Below are 16262 nucleotides of genomic sequence, written 5' to 3' on the forward strand. Positions count from 1 at the left end.
AGTGTACTCAGAAATACTGACATCACCATAATTATCAGAAGAACAAATTTGTTTTTCATAAAAGTTAAATTTTAGTTAATTAGTTAGTCAAATTTATCTAGTACGGAGTCTAGTACTATCCTGTACTATGCTGTTCAATCTTTTCTGAGCTGATAATTATCAAGCAATTATGGTGTCCAAAATTGTATTTTCATGTTTTAAACTCATCTTAATCGATTAATTTAAAATTAAATACAATGAAAAATGTTAAAAAATGATAAATTCCTAAAAAAATAACAATTTTAAAATTATTTATATTTTTTTAATCCAAAAAAAATGTGAGAATAAAAATATAATCTAAAATTATTACATTTTTTAAAAATTACTTTCGCACCTATAATTGGTAACATATAAATGATGATATCAAAAATTACCTAATTTCATCAAACAGGACGCAACAGGATACACTTTAACAACTACCTTTCTATTTTTACTTTGTTAAACACCAAATTAAACCACAAACAATCTCAACAGATGACATTTAAAAAAACCTGTTTATTTAGTTTTACACTTTTAGCTTTTTTTGCATTAAAAATTAATGCCCAAACAGTATCCAAATTTCATTTACAACAAACAAGCAACACCAATCAACCTTGGGCCCGCTGGTGGTGGATGGGAAGTGCGGTTGATAAGCCTAATTTGAAAAAGAGTTTAATAGACTTTCATAAAGCAGGTATTGGAGGTGTCGAAATCACTCCTATATATGGTGTCAAAGGCGAAGAAAATAACTTCATCGATTATCTTTCTCCAAAATGGCTTGATATGTTGGATTATACCATTCATGTAAGTGATAGTTTGCACATGCAAGTTGACATGGTTTTGGGAACAGGCTGGCCTTATGGAGGATCGCAGGTTACGCTACCGCATGCGGCGACAAAATTAATCGTCAATAAATTTGAGGTTAAAAAAGGGCAAAAAATTGATCAAAATATCACTCTCCCAAAAGAAGAAAAAATCCCTGCAGAATTACTTTACGTCGTAGCCTCAGGAAGCGATGGCAGTTTTATTGACCTCACTAAACAGATTAAAAAAAGTGAAATCAGTTGGGACAAATCACAATCAGACAACAAATCATATAATCCTGATATTAAAGAAAATCGTCTGAGTTTTAAAGCCTCCAAAACTAGTTATACAGTGTATGCCGTATTTAGTGGAAAAACTGGGCAACAAGTAAAACGTTCAGCTCCCGGCGGACAAGGCTATACTTTAGATCATTATTCTGAAGAAGCTTTAAACGAATATGTAGTTCCTTTTAACAATGCTTTCAAAGGTCGCGAAGGAAAAGTTCGAGCCATTTTTAATGATAGTTTTGAAGTATATGGAGCAGATTTTACTCCTAACTTTTTTGAAGAATTCCAAAAAAGAAGAGGTTACGATTTAAAACAGCATTTAACTGAATTAATAAGTACTGAGGATACTGAAAAAGGAAATCGCATCAAAAGTGATTATAGAGAAACCATTTCGGATTTACTGTTAAATCAATTTGACAAACCTTGGACAAGCTGGGCGAATAGTAAAAAATTCAAAACCAAATTACAGGCGCATGGATCCCCAGGTAATTTAATTGATTTATACGCCTCTGCCGATATTCCTGAATGCGAAACTTTTGGCTCTATGCCGTATGACATTCCGGGCTTTAGACGTGAAAAATCAGATATACGAGAAGGTGATGCTGATCCTGTAATGCTAAAATTCTCTTCATCAGCAGCACATATTTCCGGAAAACCATTGATTTCTTCAGAATCATTTACCTGGCTGAGAGAACACTTCAAAACCGCCTTATCACAATGCAAACCTGAGGTTGAAGATTTGTTTTTAAATGGTGTCAATCATGCTTTTTTACATGGTTCTACTTATTCTCCAACCAGAGCTGCGTGGCCAGGATGGGAATTTTATGCCTCGGTAAATTTCAATTCGAACAATACAATTTGGGAAGATGCATCTGGGCTGTTTTCATATATAGCTAATTGTCAATCATTATTACAACAAGGAAAACCTGATAACGAAATCTTGCTTTACTGGCCTATTTATGACCAATGGAATAAATTTGCAAAAGGCGAAATGTTCATGCAATTCAAAATTCATTCCTTGCCAGAATGGTTGTACGGAACTTCGTTTTATGATACTACCAAAATTTTAATAGGCAAAGGATACAGCGTCGATTTTATATCAGATTCCTTTGTAAAACAAGCTACTGTAAAAGATGGAAATGTAGTGTTACCCGGCGGAACTTTCAAATCATTGGTTGTTCCTGCCTGCAAAAATATGCCTTTGGAAACCCTCAAAAAATTAGTTGAACTAAAGAAAAATGGTGCCAAAATCATTTTTGAAGGCCTACCAGAATCTGTTCCTGGATTTAATGAATTTGAAAAACAAAACACCGAATTACAAAAAGTATTAGCCGAAAATAAAACTTTGGTTCAACCAACTTCTGACATTTTACAAACTTTAAATTCTGAAACTATTTTACCAGAAACTTTAGTGAATACAGGATTAAAATTCATTAGAAGAACTCTTGATGGTGAAAAATTATACTATGTCGTTAATCATACAAGTAAAACTATCGATGGTATGATTCCGCTACAAATTGGCAACAAAGAAGTCGTAATCTTTAATCCATTAACTAAAGAATACGGGAATGCCATTATAGAAAAATCCGCAAATCAAACATTAGTAAAATTACACATTGAGCCAGGGCAATCTTTCTTTTTGATTACCGAAAATGAAGCAACGCAACAAAAATGGAATTATTGGGAAACGGCCTCTGCGGCAATTCCATTAAATGGAAAATGGCAATTGAATTTCGACAAAGGTGGACCTGAACTTCCACCAGCTGCTAGTTTGACAACTTTAGAATCCTGGACAAAATTATCGCCACAAGCCGAAGCTTTTTCGGGTTGTGCCACATATACATTGCAATTTGACGCCCCAAAAGTCACTGCCGAAAACTGGGCTTTAAACCTTGGTGATGTTCGCGAAAGCGCCAAAGTATGGCTGAACGGAACTTATATTGGCACAGCTTGGTCTGTTCCTTTTCAACTAAACATTGGCAAATTGAAACCTGGAAAAAACGAACTTAAAATCCAAGTGACCAATTTGGCAGCCAACAGAATCCGTGATATGGAACTCAAAGGAATCGAATGGAAAATATTTTACGAAATCAATATGGTCGATAAAGATTATAAAAAATTCGATGCAACTAAATGGAGTCCGATGCTTTCTGGACTGCTAGGACCCGTTTCAATCACTCCTTTAAAAAACGAAATCAAGAAATAAAATTATCAAAATGAGAAAATTAGTTTTGCTTATCTGCTCGATTTTAGCTTATAATACTGCTGCACAAGCCCAAATATTTGGCAAAAAAACAGTTTTGGCTCAAATGGAATTGGCTAATAAATATTTTATGGACAAATGGCCTGACACCGGAAAAACCATTGTAACCAACAAAGAACGCCCAAGCAACATTTGGACACGTGGCGTTTATTATGAAGGGTTAATGGCTTTACACCAAATCTATCCAAAGGAAGCTTATTATCAATATGCCTATGATTGGTCAGAATTTCATAAATGGGGCTTTAATGGTGGAAACACGACCCGAAATGCCGATAACTATTGCGCTGCTCAAACGTATATCGATTTATACAATATTGAACCTGATGCCAAAAAAATAAAGAACACCAGACAATGCATAAACATGTTACTAAACACACCTCAAAACAATGATTGGTCGTGGATTGATGCCATACAAATGGGAATGCCGGTTTTTGCAAAAATGGGAGTTTTAGACAAAGACAACCGTTATTTTGAAAAAATGTATGACATGTACATGTATTCCAGAAACAATCATGGCGATCACGGATTATTCAACCCAAAAGACGGATTATGGTGGAGAGATGCCGATTTTGATCCGCCTTACAAAGAACCAAACGGAGAAGATTGCTACTGGAGCCGCGGAAACGGTTGGGTAATCGCTGCTCTTGCAAAAGTGCTAACGATAATTCCTAAAGATGCTCCACATAGAGAACAATATGTAAAAGATTTGCAGGCAATGGCCAAAGCTTTGGCACCAATTCAAAGATCTGATGGTTTCTGGAATGTGAGTTTACATGATCCAACTAATTTTGGAGAAAAAGAAGCTTCTGGAACTGCCCTATTTGTTTACGGAATCACCTACGGAATTAACAGTGGAATTTTAGACAAAAAAACATATTTGCCAGTTGTAGAAAAAGCTTGGAAAGCCTTAACTACTGTAAGTTTACAACAAAACGGATTTCTAGGTTACTTACAATCGACTGGAAAAGAACCAAAAGACGGTCAACCACTTGCTGTTGACAAAATTCCAGATTTTGAAGATTATGGCTTGGGTTGTTTCTTATTAGCAGGTTCTGAAATTTATAAAATGAAATAAAAGCTATTGCCAAAAAATTAAAAAAGGAAGTTGAATAAGCTTCCTTTTTTAATGAAAAATATCGCTGAAATACTTGCCATGAAACTAACTTTTAAATAGACCAAACACAATGAAATATAGATTTTTACTTATCCTTCTTTTGTTAAACAGCTATTTTTTGTTTGCCAAAGAACTGTATGTTGCTCCTACTGGAAATGATGATAATAATGGAACTATTCAAAATCCCGTTGAATCGATAAAAAGAGCACAAGAGCTGGCAAGTTCTGGTGATATCGTTTACATAAGAGGTGGTCTTTATACGATGAGAGAAAACCAAATTTCACAAAAAGAACACATCTACGCTTATGTTACCACACTCGACAAAAACGGAATCTCTTATTTGGCTTATAAAAATGAAATCCCTGTATTTGATTTTAAAAATGTTAAGCCGGAAAACTTTCGGGTAATTGCTTTTTATCTAACTGGAGATAATATTCATGTAAAAGGAATCGAAATAATTGGCATTCAAGTAACAATAAAAACACATACTCAATCGGAATGTTTTGAAATCAAAGGAAGCAACAACACTTTGGAACAAATAAAAATGCACGATAATATGGCTATCGGTGTTTATATGCTCAGCGGTTCTAATAATCTGATTTTAAATTGTGATGCCTATAATAATTGGGATTCAGTTTCCGAAGGTGGAAAAGGTGGAAACACAGATGGTTTTGGTGCGCATCTCAAAAAAGGAAGCATCAATAATATTTTCAGAGGTTGTCGCGCTTGGTTTAATAGTGATGATGGTTTCGATTTAATCAATAATGCTGAACCTGTGTTAATTGAAAATTGCTGGGCTTTTTACAATGGATACTCTTCAGACTTTGTTAGCCGTGGCGATGGAAACGGATTTAAATGTGGTGGATATGCCAAAGGTAGAAGACCTTATGCTGATGTTATGGCTAATTTTACTCCAATACCTAAAAATACAATCCGCTTTTGTTTGGCTGTAAAAAATAAAGAAGGTGGTTTTTATGCCAATCATCATCTGGAAGGAAATTATTGGTACAACAATACTTCCTACAAAAACAGAGTAAACTACGATATGCTAAATTGTGTCGCCTTAAATCCAACTGATTTTGGAACTGACGGACCTGGTTGGAACCACGAAATGGCTAATAATTTAGGATTTGCTGCCAAAGTAAAAGAGCTGGCTAACATCGACAAATCACGTTGTGTATTGAAAAACAATTATTTTGATTTGCCAAGCCTTTCAATTACTTCTGATGATTTTTTAAGTCTTGACGAAGCTTTGTTGACAGCTCCAAGACAAACCGATGGAAGTCTACCAAATAATGATTTTTTGAAATTAAAACCTTCAACTAAACTTATTGATGCAGGAACTGATATTGGATTTAAATTCAATGGAAAAGCTCCTGATTTAGGTTGTTTTGAAAAAAAATAAAATACTTACCGTATGACAAAAAAATTAAAACGATTCGTTTATATAGTAACATTAGGAATTATTAGTTTCTCTGCCCATTCGCAAGAATTTAGCAGAAAGAAATACAATTTTAATTCGGATTGGAAATTTAAAGTGGAAGATCTCAAAGGTGCCGAAGCGATTGATTTTGCAACTTCCGATTGGACTTCGGTAACTCTTCCGTATGCTTTTAATGAAAATGAAGCTTTCAAAAAAGACATCACACAACTCTCTACTGGAATTGTTTGGTACCGAAAAAAATTCAAATTGCCTGAAGGTGTTAAGGATAAAAAAGTTTTTATCGAGTTTGAAGGCATTCGCCAAGGCGGAACCATTTACGTCAATGGAGAAAAAGTTGGATTGCATGAAAATGGCGTAATGGCTTTTGGCTACGATATTTCGGCATTGATAAAACCATTTCCGGCCGAAAATACTATTGCACTTCGAATAGATAATGACTGGAAATACAAAGAGCAAGAAACAGGTTCTACTTTTCAATGGAATAACAATAATTTTAATGCCAATTACGGCGGAATTCCAAAGAATGTCTATCTTCATGTTACAGATAAATTATACCAAACGCTTCCGCTGTATTCGAATCTAAAAACCATCGGAACTTATATTTACGCTTCAAACATCAATATTCCTCAAAAAACAGCTTTAATAACCGCTGAAACCGAAGTCAAAAACGAGTACCCTTCAACTAAAACCTTCTCTTATGATGTTCAGGTTTTTGATATTGACAATAAAAAAATAGCTGATTTTTCAGGTGCTACAACCACTCTAAATTCGGGAGAAACCAAAATTATTAAAGCATCCAAGGACTTAAATAATTTGCATTTTTGGAGTTGGGGATATGGCTATTTATACACTGTAAAAACCATTTTGAAAATTGATGGAAAAGAAGTTGATGCTGTTTCGACAAAAACTGGTTTTAGAAAAACTGCTTTCAGAAACGGTGAAGTTGTGTTAAACGATCGCGTTTTGCAAATGAAAGGTTACGCACAACGCACCAGTAACGAGTGGCCAGCCGTTGGAATGTCGGTTCCTGCCTGGATGAGTGATTTTAGCAATCGAATGATTGTAGAAAGCAACGGAGATTTAGTGCGATGGATGCATGTCACACCTTGGAAACAAGATGTAGAATCATGTGACAGAGTTGGTCTAATTCAAGCCATGCCTGCCGGTGATGCCGAAAAAGATGCAAAAGGAGTCCAATGGACGCAACGTGTGAATCTAATGCGTGATGCTATCATTTATAACAAAAATAACCCGAGTATCTTATTTTACGAATCTGGAAACGAAGTCATCAGTGAAGATCACATGCGTGAGATGAAAGCTTTGCGTGATAAATATGATCCTCATGGCGGAAGAGCGATTGGTTCCCGTGAAATGCTCGACAGCAAAGAAGCAGAATATGGTGGCGAAATGTTGTATATCAATAAAAGCGCCGGCAAACCGCTTTGGGCAACCGAATATTCAAGAGACGAAGGTTTGAGAAAATACTGGGATGAATTCTCCCCTCCTTTTCACAAAGAAGGAACCGGCGGAACCAATCACAGCAATGTAAACGGAAGCAAAGTTGCGGATGCTAGTTCATACAACCACAATCAAGATGCTTTTGCTATTGAAGATGTAACGCGATGGTACGATTATTTTCGTGAACGTCCAGGAACTGGAAAAAGAGTAAGTTCAGGCGGTGTAAATATTATTTTTTCGGATAGTAACACACATTTCAGAGGTGCTGAAAATTATCGCAGAAGCGGCGAAGTTGATGCTATGAGAATTCCAAAAGATGGTTATTTTGCACATCAGGTTATGTGGGATGGCTGGGTAGATATTGAAAAACACAGCACTCACATCCTCGGACATTGGAATTATACTAATGATGTAACTAAAAATATTTATGTCATTTCTTCGGGAGATAAAGTAGAACTTTTTGTAAATGGTAAATCCAAAGGTCTTGGAAAACAAAGCAAACAGTTTTTGTTTACTTTCGATAACATTCACTGGGAAGCCGGTTCGGTAAAAGCTGTGAGTTATGATGCCAATAATAAGGTTTTAAGCCAAGATGAAAAAACAACTTCTGGAACTCCTTTTGCAATTAAACTCACACCACACACTAGTCCCGAAGGCTTATTGGCTAATGGCAACGACATTGCTTTGATTGATGTTGAAGTCGTGGATAAAAATGGAAAACGTTGTGTTTTGGACAACAGCTTAATCGAATTTGCTTTAGATGGAAATGCCTCTTGGTTGGGCGGAATTGCTCAAGGTCCGGACAATTATATTTTGTCAAAAAATCTACCTGTTGAAAATGGCATCAACCGAATTATGATTCGTTCTACTTTAAAAGCGGGAGACATCGTTGTTTCGGCAAAATTTAAAGGATCGAAACCTGCCAAAGTAAATTTGAAATCAAAACCATTTGTAACTAAAGACGGTCTTACCGAAAAATTGCCTGGCGATAATATGCCTTCCTATTTAGACAGAGGCCCAACGCCAGCAACTCCTTCTTATACGATCAAAAGAACTCCTGTTTTTATAGATCATGCTACAGCAATTTCAAATCCTGATGCCGTTATCAAAAGCTATGACGATAATGAATTGACTGAGTGGTCGAATGATGGAAAAATTAGTACTGGCAAAATCACTTATACTTTAGCAGAACCTTCTGCAGTCAATGAAACGGTTGTTAAGTTTACCGGATGGCGCTCTAAAAGTTATCCAATTCGTATATTAGCGGACGGTATTGAAGTATATAAAGGAAACACGGAACAAAGTTTAGGTTATATTACCATTCCCTTGAAACCTCTATTGGCAAAGGAAATAACGATCGAATTAGTTGGTGCCAATTCTGAAAAAGATGGCTTTGAAACCATTGTCGAAGTTGACCCAAATAAAGAGTTGGACTTATTTAAAGATAAAGACGCAGCCAATGCCAAAGGACAGTTGCGTATTGTAGAAATAGAATTTTATAAAAAAAATGATAACAAGAATTAACAAATTAAAGCTACTGGGATTGGTTCTTTTTTTAGGATTATCAATAAATATTTTTGCTCAAGAAAGTGCCGCATTCCCGTTATGGAATAGCATTCCAGGATCTATTAAAAATGAAACTTACAAAGAAGAACCGAGATTAGACGATAAAGGCAATCGTACTGGAATACGAAAAGTGGTAGAACCAACTTTGATGCCTTTTTTGGCAGCAAATAATGCAACCAATAATCCTGCTGTTGTCATTTGTCCAGGTGGTGGATATGCGGTTTTGTCTATTGATAAAGAAGGAATCAAAGTGGCAAAATGGTTTAATTCGATTGGAGTTTCAGCTTTTGTTTTAAAATACCGTTTACCAGCAGACGAAATCATGACTGACAAAACTGTCGGTCCTCTACAAGATGCACAGGAAGCCATTCGATCATTGAGAAGAAATGCTGCAAAATGGAATTTGGATCCCAATAAAATTGGAATCATGGGATTTTCGGCGGGAGGTCATTTGGCTTCAACGGCTTCGACTCATTATTTAGATAAAGTGTATGAGGTCAAAGACGATGTTAGTGCACGTCCGGATTTTTCGATGCTTATCTATCCTGTAATTTCAATGGAAAACGGAATCACACATAATGGTTCCAAAGAAAATCTTTTAGGAAAAACCGCTTCTGACGATTTGATTGCCAAATATTCGAATGAAAAGCAAGTCAACGAACAAACACCTCCAACATTTTTAGTTCACGCAACTGATGATAAAGCAGTTCCAGTTGAAAATAGTATCAATTATTATTTAGCATTAAAGAAAAACAAAATTTCTGCCGAGATGCATTTGTATCAAAATGGCGGACACGGTTTTGGGTTAGGCACAAAAGGAACCAATACTGATTGGCCAGCGGCTTGCAAAAGTTGGTTGGTAGCTAATAAAATAATCGCCGAAAAGCCAACTTATTTATTTACTTATTTCAAAGGAAATGGCGAAGACGGATTGCATTTGGCATACAGTTCAGATGGTCTCGATTGGAAAGCCTTAAAAAATGATAAATCCTTCCTAACTCCCGAAGTTGGGAAAGACAAACTGATGAGAGATCCTTGCGTAATAAAAGGCGGCGATGGATTATTTCACATGGTTTGGACAGTAAGCTGGACAGATAGAGGAATTGGTTACGCTTCTTCCAAAGACATGATTCATTGGTCAAAACAGGAATTTATTCCAGTAATGGGACATGAAGAAAACGCAAGAAACACTTGGGCTCCCGAGATCACTTATGATGAAAAATCAAAAGAATACATGATTTATTGGGCTTCTACAATTGATGGCAAATTTTTAGAAACGAAATCAACGGAAGAAAAAGGATACAATCACCGAATCTATTATACAACCACGAAAGATTTCAAAAAATTCAGCAAAACAAAACTGTTGTACGAGCCTGGATTTAACGTTATTGATGCTTCGATTGTAAAACAAGGCGATGATTATGTGATGTATTTAAAAGATGAAACAAAAGTTCCTGTTCAAAAGAATCTGAAAATTGCAACCAGCAAAAAACTAACTGGTCCTTACACACAAGCAAGCGCACCAATCACAGGAAATTACTGGGCAGAAGGACCAACAGCAATCCAAATTGATGGCAAATGGACAGTTTATTTTGATAAATATACTTTGAAAAAATACGGAGCCGTACAACAAACCGAAACTGGTTGGGAAGATATTTCAGATAAGGTTTCATTCCCTGAAGGAACCCGACATGGAACTGTTATCAAAGTGAATCCTGAGATTATTGAAAATTTGAAAAAAGAATAATTCGATTAATTACCGGGGATTTTTTTAGGAGAATTCCTGGTTTTTCTTTACTCCTTATTCTTACTGTCTATAACAATCGTAACTGGCCCATCATTAAGTAAAGCCACTTTCATATCGGCACCAAATATTCCGGTTTGTACTTTTTTGCCGAGTTCCTTTTCCATTTGTTGGACAAAATTTTCATACATCGGAATAGCAATATCGGGTTTGGAAGCTTTGATATATGAAGGACGATTTCCTTTTTTGGTCGAAGCATGCAAAGTAAATTGACTCACTACAATTATATCGCCATCAACATCTTTCACAGACAAATTCATTACCTCATTTTCATCACCAAAAATGCGAAGATTTGCTATTTTTTGACAAAGCCAATTAGTGTCTTCTTGCGTATCGACATCTTCTATTCCGACTAAAACCAAAAGTCCTTTTTGAATTTCAGAAATAACTTTATTATCTACGGTAACTGAGGCTGAGGAAACTCTTTGGATAACTGTTTTCAAAATAATGGTGAATTGTGAATGGTAAATTGAAAATTTTATTTCTTGATGTTATTTTGTTTGCTGGTTATTATAATTGAAGCTAAAATTTTATTAATTTCAAGTATATCAAAATTCAAAGATTTAAATTGAACTTCAGTAAGATAATCTGATTGAAATAATAGTTCCAACCAATAATCAGTTTCATTTGCTTCTTTTTGGGCAATCGATAGTTTATGAATAAAATCAGGTTTACTTTCGGCTTGTTCTGCTTCGCGAACCAAAGCTCCAATGGCAGTTCCGCTTCGTAATAATTGTTTGCTTAAAACAAATTCTCTTTTTTCAGAACTTAAAAATTGATATAATTTTACAATTCTTAAAGCAAAACTAAATGATTTAACCTTAATCACATTCTCAGACATAATTCACAATTTACCATTCACAATTCACAATTACTCTCTGGTTTTATCGCTCGCTTTTCTATCTTCATCATAAACATCAGTACGATAATGTTCATCGTCACCTTCTAGAATTTTTAGGTAACTATTATAGCGCGACCAAGCAATTTCATCATTATCTAGAGCTGCTTTTATGGCGCAATGTGGTTCTTCTTTGTGCAAGCAATTATTGAATTTACATTGATCTTTCAATCTAAAAAATTCTGGGAAATATCCGCTAATTTCCGAAGGTTCCATATCAACCATTCCAAAACCTTTGATTCCGGGAGTGTCTATAATTTTGGCTCCAAAAGACAAATCATACATTTCTGCAAAAGTTGTGGTATGTTGCCCTTGCTTGCTTGCTTCAGATATGTTTTTTGTTTTCAAATGTAAAGAAGGTTCCAAAGCATTAACCAAAGTAGATTTTCCAACACCCGAATGGCCCGAAAACATACTTACTTTGCCTATCATTAATTCTTTCAAAACATCGATTCCTTTCATTTCTGCAGCAGAAACTCTCAGACATTGGTAACCAATTTCCTGATATACATGTTGCATATACAATTGTTCGTTGAGAGTAACATCATCCAAAGTATCTATTTTATTAAATACCAAAATAGTTTCGATGCCATAAGCTTCGGCGGTTACCAGAAAACGGTCAATAAAGTTAAAAGTAGTTGGAGGATTGTTTACTGTTACCAATAAAAAAACAATATCAATATTTGATGCGATAATATGCATTTGGTGCGATAAATTAACCGCCTTACGAACAATGTAATTTTTTCTGTCGTGAATTTTATGAATCGTTCCCGTGACAGCATCGGAGGTTTCTTCGAGTTCATAATCGACAATATCTCCCACAGCAATTGGATTGGTACTTTTGATTCCTTTAATTCGGAATTTCCCTTTCATACGGCATTCTATAAAATCACCTTGTTCTGATTTTACGGTGTACCAACTTCCTGTAGATTTATAAACGAGTCCTGTCATTTTTTGTATTTACGATTGTAGAAATCCGATTTATGATAACCCATAAAGCATAAAAGCATTTCTTTTTGCAAAGGTAATTCTTTGTTTGAAGTTTAAAGTTTAAAGTATAAAGTTTTTCTCCATCTGAAAAAAGCTTTCACTCACTTTTAGAATAGTAGCCTTTTTAATAATTATTTTATTTTTTAAAATTAAAATACTGCAAAAAAAACCTGTTATAATTTATTGCGTTAAAATTTAAAAAAATCTGTAAAATACGTCGTAGATACCTATATTTTAACACTTTACATCTTATTTTTCCAATAAATGAAATCTAAAATTTTATAACTTTGTAGTAAACGTTCATTATTTTTTCATTCAAATTGTAAAACAAAAACATTCGACAACCATTAAAATTTTTAAACTATGAAACAAAAAATCTATATGTTAGCCTTGTTGACCAGTTTTACTTTACTCACAAGTTGTTACCCTGACGGTGCAGACTATGCTGATGAAACTGATATTGTTTACACTGTTTATGACAAAGAAGCTGACTTTGGTAGTAAAGGCACGTATGCAATGCCTGACAAAATTGTAAAAATAACAGGAAGTTATCAAGACAATGGGGAGATAGAATACATTAATGACATTTATGCGGGCCCTATTCTAGCCAATATCGATACTAATATGAAAGCGTATGGCTGGACAAAAGTTGACGAATCTTCCAATCCTGATGTAGTCATATTGCCTGCAGCATGGTCTACTACTTATCTTGTTTATTGGTATGACTACTGGTGTTGGTGGGATCCTTATTATTGTGGTGGATGGTGGTATCCTTATCCTGTAACCTCAAGTTATTCAGCTGGTACGCTTCTTTTGAATATGGTTGATGCTAAATCTAATGATCCAAATGGCACTAGAAAAGGAATTTGGCTGGGAACAATCAATGGATTATTGTCTGGTACTTACAGCCAAAATAGAGTAAATAATGCTGTCAATCAGGCGTTCAAACAATCTCCATATTTAAATACCAAATAACTAACTAAAACAGATCTATTATGAAAAAAATATTTTTAGCCTTTATTTTAATAGCAGGTTTGTGTTCAACATCTGTTAAGGCTCAAGGTCAAATTTTCTCCATTCAATATTCGATGGGTTTTGGTACGGGGAATACCAATGAGTTCATATCAGCACCTAGTTTTAGAGGATTAACATTTGAATACAAAAAATTCATTACACCCAATCATGCCATAGGTTTTGAAACTACATACAATTTTTTCTATGAAAGAAAAGATTATGCAACTTACACCGATGATAATCAATCACTATCGGGAGTGCAATTTAGATATCTGCATTCAGTTCCACTTTTAGCGTCTTATGATTATTTCTTTAAACCTAATGAAAAATACAATCCGTATGTTGGTATTGGAATAGGATGCAATTTAATCGATCAACGTCTTGATATGGGAATATATTCTATTACTAATGATGCTGCGCAATTTGCATTCAGACCCGAAATTGGTGTGCTTATAAAAGCCAATCGCAATCTGGATTTAGTTATTGCCGGTAAATATTTTGTAAGTACCGAAAGCGATGGAATGGATGGTCAAAGTTATTTTGCACTCAATTTAGGTTTCGCTTTTTAAACAAAAACATTTCAACTTTTCGAAATCCTGATTGGTGTCAATCAGTATTTTTTATTCCAAAAAAAACTCCCAAAAAGCAAAACTTTTTGGGAGTAATTATTTTAAAAATACTGATTATGAATTCAATATTTTCTCTTGGTGACTAATACTTTCCTGGTGAATTTCTTTGAATAATTTAACCAAAAATTCTTCAGACAATCCTTTTTTAGCTCCTTCAGCAACCACTTTTGCCTGGATTTCATTCCAACGGTTGTTTTGCAAAACAGCTACGTTATTATCTTTTTTCACTTGACCAATCTCGTCAACTACTTTCATACGTTTTCCTAAAAGGTCTAATAAATTAGCATCCAAAACGTCGATATTAGCTCTTAATTTTGTCATTTTTTGTTCAAAATCAGAATCTCCGCTCACTTTTCTTACTTTCAAATCTTTGAAAATTTGTTTCAAAGCAGCTGGAGTAACTTGTTGAGCTGCATCAGACCAAGCGTTATCTGGGTCAATGTGAGTTTCGATGATCATACCATCATAATTCAAATCCAAAGCTTCCTGAGTTACTTCAAGAATCATGTTACGATTTCCTGTAATGTGAGATGGATCGATAATTAATGGTAAATCAGGGAATTTATTTTGCAATTCGATAGCAATTTGCCATTCTGGAATGTTTCTGTATTTTGTTTTTTCGTAAGTAGAGAAACCTCTGTGAATAACACCTAATTTTTTGATTCCGGCAGCATACAAACGCTCCACACCACCTAACCATAAAGCCATATCTGGATTTACGGGATTTTTAATCAATACAATTTTATCTGTTCCTGCCAATGTATCAGCAATCTCTTGAACCGCAAAAGGATTTGCAGTTGTACGAGCACCAACCCATAAAACATCAATATCATTTTCCAAAGCTAATTTACAGTGAGCAGCAGTAGCAACCTCAGTTCCCATAAGCAAACCAGTTTCTGCTTTAGCTTTTTTCAACCATTTCAATCCAATTTCTCCAACACCTTCAAATCCTCCTGGACGAGTTCTTGGTTTCCAGATTCCAGCTCTAAAAACGCTAACATCTGAGTCTTTCAATTCGTGAGCAATTTTTAATACTTGCTCTTCAGTTTCTGCACTACAAGGTCCAGCGATTACAAATGGATGAGACAATTTGAACTCGTTCAACCAATCTCTCATTTCTTTCTTATTTTCCATCTTTTCTAATTTTTGTTCTTTAATTTAATTATTAGTTTTTGTTTTTTGTTGTAGTTAGCCTTAAACAGAATGCTCTATTTTTTGACATTCATCCCGTTTAATATTTCTTTTATTTTATTGACGCTTTGCATTTCATTATAAATCGCTTCATAATCATCATTTACCAAAAGCTCTTTGAATTTTGATAAATTCGAAATATATTCTTCCAGCGTTTTTACCACTTGCTTTTTGTTTTGCTTAAAAATCGGTGTCCACATTGCCGGTGAACTCTTTGCTAAACGAACTGTACTTTCGAATCCAGAACCTGCCATATCAAAAATATCCTGTTCGTCTTTTTCTTTATCAATCACCGTTTTTCCCAACATGAACGAGCTAATGTGCGATAAGTGCGAGACATAAGCGATATGTTTATCATGTGATTTTGGATCCATATATCGAATTCTCATTCCCATGCTTTTGAACAAATCCAATGCCTTTTCCTGAAATTTAAAAGTCGTTTTTTCTACTTCGCAAATGATATTCGTCTTCCCTTGAAACAAACCTTTTATCGCCGCCGAAGGCCCTGAAAACTCTGTTCCCGCAATTGGATGAGCCGCAACGAAATTTCTTCTTCTCGGATGACTAGCTATCGCTTCGCAAATTGGCGTTTTAGTTGATCCAACGTCCAAAACAATAGTTTGTTCTCCAATCACATCCAAAACTTTAGGCAAAACCGTCATCGCCACATCAACAGGAACCGAAACAATTACAAAATCAGCATCCACCAAATCCTCAAAACCAGCTTCTTTGTCAATCACTCCCAAAGCGATCGCTTCCTGCACATGTTTTTCGTTGGTATC

At 35.0% G+C, this 16262-nt stretch carries 12 protein-coding genes; 7 read left to right on the forward strand and 5 right to left on the reverse strand.

The genetic code is table 11. The features are described 5' to 3' along the window. Positions 1-513: 513 nt before the first annotated feature. The 5 genes from VLC96_RS12585 to VLC96_RS12605 all read left to right on the forward strand — a co-directional run bounded on the left by VLC96_RS12585 (position 514) and on the right by VLC96_RS12605 (position 10701). Positions 514-3315, forward strand: a complete 2802-nt coding sequence (locus VLC96_RS12585; RefSeq protein ID WP_325263409.1) for a glycosyl hydrolase — start codon at positions 514-516, stop codon at positions 3313-3315. Positions 3316-3325: 10 nt separating this feature from the next. Next, entirely contained in the window at positions 3326-4447 is a 1122-nt protein-coding gene (locus VLC96_RS12590; protein WP_325263411.1) for a glycoside hydrolase family 88/105 protein, read from the forward strand. Positions 4448-4556: 109 nt separating this feature from the next. After that, positions 4557-5891, forward strand: a complete 1335-nt coding sequence (locus tag VLC96_RS12595; RefSeq protein ID WP_325263413.1) for a right-handed parallel beta-helix repeat-containing protein — start codon at positions 4557-4559, stop codon at positions 5889-5891. A 12-nt stretch (positions 5892-5903) separates the two neighbouring features. Next, positions 5904-8912 (forward strand): glycoside hydrolase family 2 protein, encoded by a 3009-nt coding sequence (locus VLC96_RS12600; RefSeq protein WP_325263415.1) that lies wholly within the window; start codon positions 5904-5906, stop codon positions 8910-8912. Further along, positions 8896-10701 (forward strand): prolyl oligopeptidase family serine peptidase, encoded by a 1806-nt coding sequence (locus tag VLC96_RS12605; protein WP_325263417.1) that lies wholly within the window; start codon positions 8896-8898, stop codon positions 10699-10701. Before VLC96_RS12600 ends, VLC96_RS12605 begins: the two co-directional genes overlap by 17 nt. Positions 10702-10748: 47 nt before the next feature. Here VLC96_RS12605 and dtd read toward each other — a convergent pair whose 3' ends face one another. Genes dtd through rsgA form a run of 3 tightly spaced genes read right to left on the reverse strand, consistent with a single transcriptional unit; the run spans position 10749 to position 12607 of the window. Continuing rightward, the gene (gene dtd / locus VLC96_RS12610) at positions 10749-11201 is read right to left on the reverse strand and encodes a D-aminoacyl-tRNA deacylase (protein ID WP_325263419.1); all 453 of its coding nucleotides are present in this window, start codon (positions 11199-11201) and stop codon (positions 10749-10751) included. Between the two features lie 35 nt (positions 11202-11236). Next, on the reverse strand, positions 11237-11599 hold the full coding sequence (locus tag VLC96_RS12615; RefSeq protein ID WP_325263421.1) for a four helix bundle protein: 363 nt from the start codon (positions 11597-11599) through the stop codon (positions 11237-11239). A gap of 30 nt (positions 11600-11629) precedes the next feature. Continuing rightward, complete coding sequence (gene rsgA / locus VLC96_RS12620; RefSeq protein WP_325263423.1) at positions 11630-12607, reverse strand: ribosome small subunit-dependent GTPase A; 978 nt, start codon at positions 12605-12607, stop codon at positions 11630-11632. A 402-nt stretch (positions 12608-13009) separates the two neighbouring features. On the opposite strand from rsgA, the gene VLC96_RS12625 reads away from it, so the two are divergent. Both VLC96_RS12625 and VLC96_RS12630 read left to right on the forward strand, forming a co-directional pair. After that, the gene (locus VLC96_RS12625; RefSeq protein WP_325263425.1) at positions 13010-13621 is read left to right on the forward strand and encodes a DUF4136 domain-containing protein; all 612 of its coding nucleotides are present in this window, start codon (positions 13010-13012) and stop codon (positions 13619-13621) included. Positions 13622-13641: 20 nt separating this feature from the next. Beyond that, positions 13642-14229, forward strand: a complete 588-nt coding sequence (locus tag VLC96_RS12630) for an outer membrane beta-barrel protein (RefSeq protein WP_325263427.1) — start codon at positions 13642-13644, stop codon at positions 14227-14229. Between the two features lie 114 nt (positions 14230-14343). Here VLC96_RS12630 and VLC96_RS12635 read toward each other — a convergent pair whose 3' ends face one another. Beyond that, positions 14344-15423 (reverse strand): bifunctional 3-deoxy-7-phosphoheptulonate synthase/chorismate mutase type II, encoded by a 1080-nt coding sequence (locus VLC96_RS12635; RefSeq protein ID WP_325263429.1) that lies wholly within the window; start codon positions 15421-15423, stop codon positions 14344-14346. Between the two features lie 74 nt (positions 15424-15497). Then, positions 15498-16262, reverse strand: a 765-nt coding sequence (locus tag VLC96_RS12640) for a prephenate dehydrogenase (protein WP_325263431.1), incomplete at its 5' end; no start/stop codon positions are given.

It is taken from the genome of Flavobacterium sp. (genome assembly GCF_035456085.1).
Classification (GTDB): Bacteria; Bacteroidota; Bacteroidia; order Flavobacteriales; family Flavobacteriaceae; genus Flavobacterium.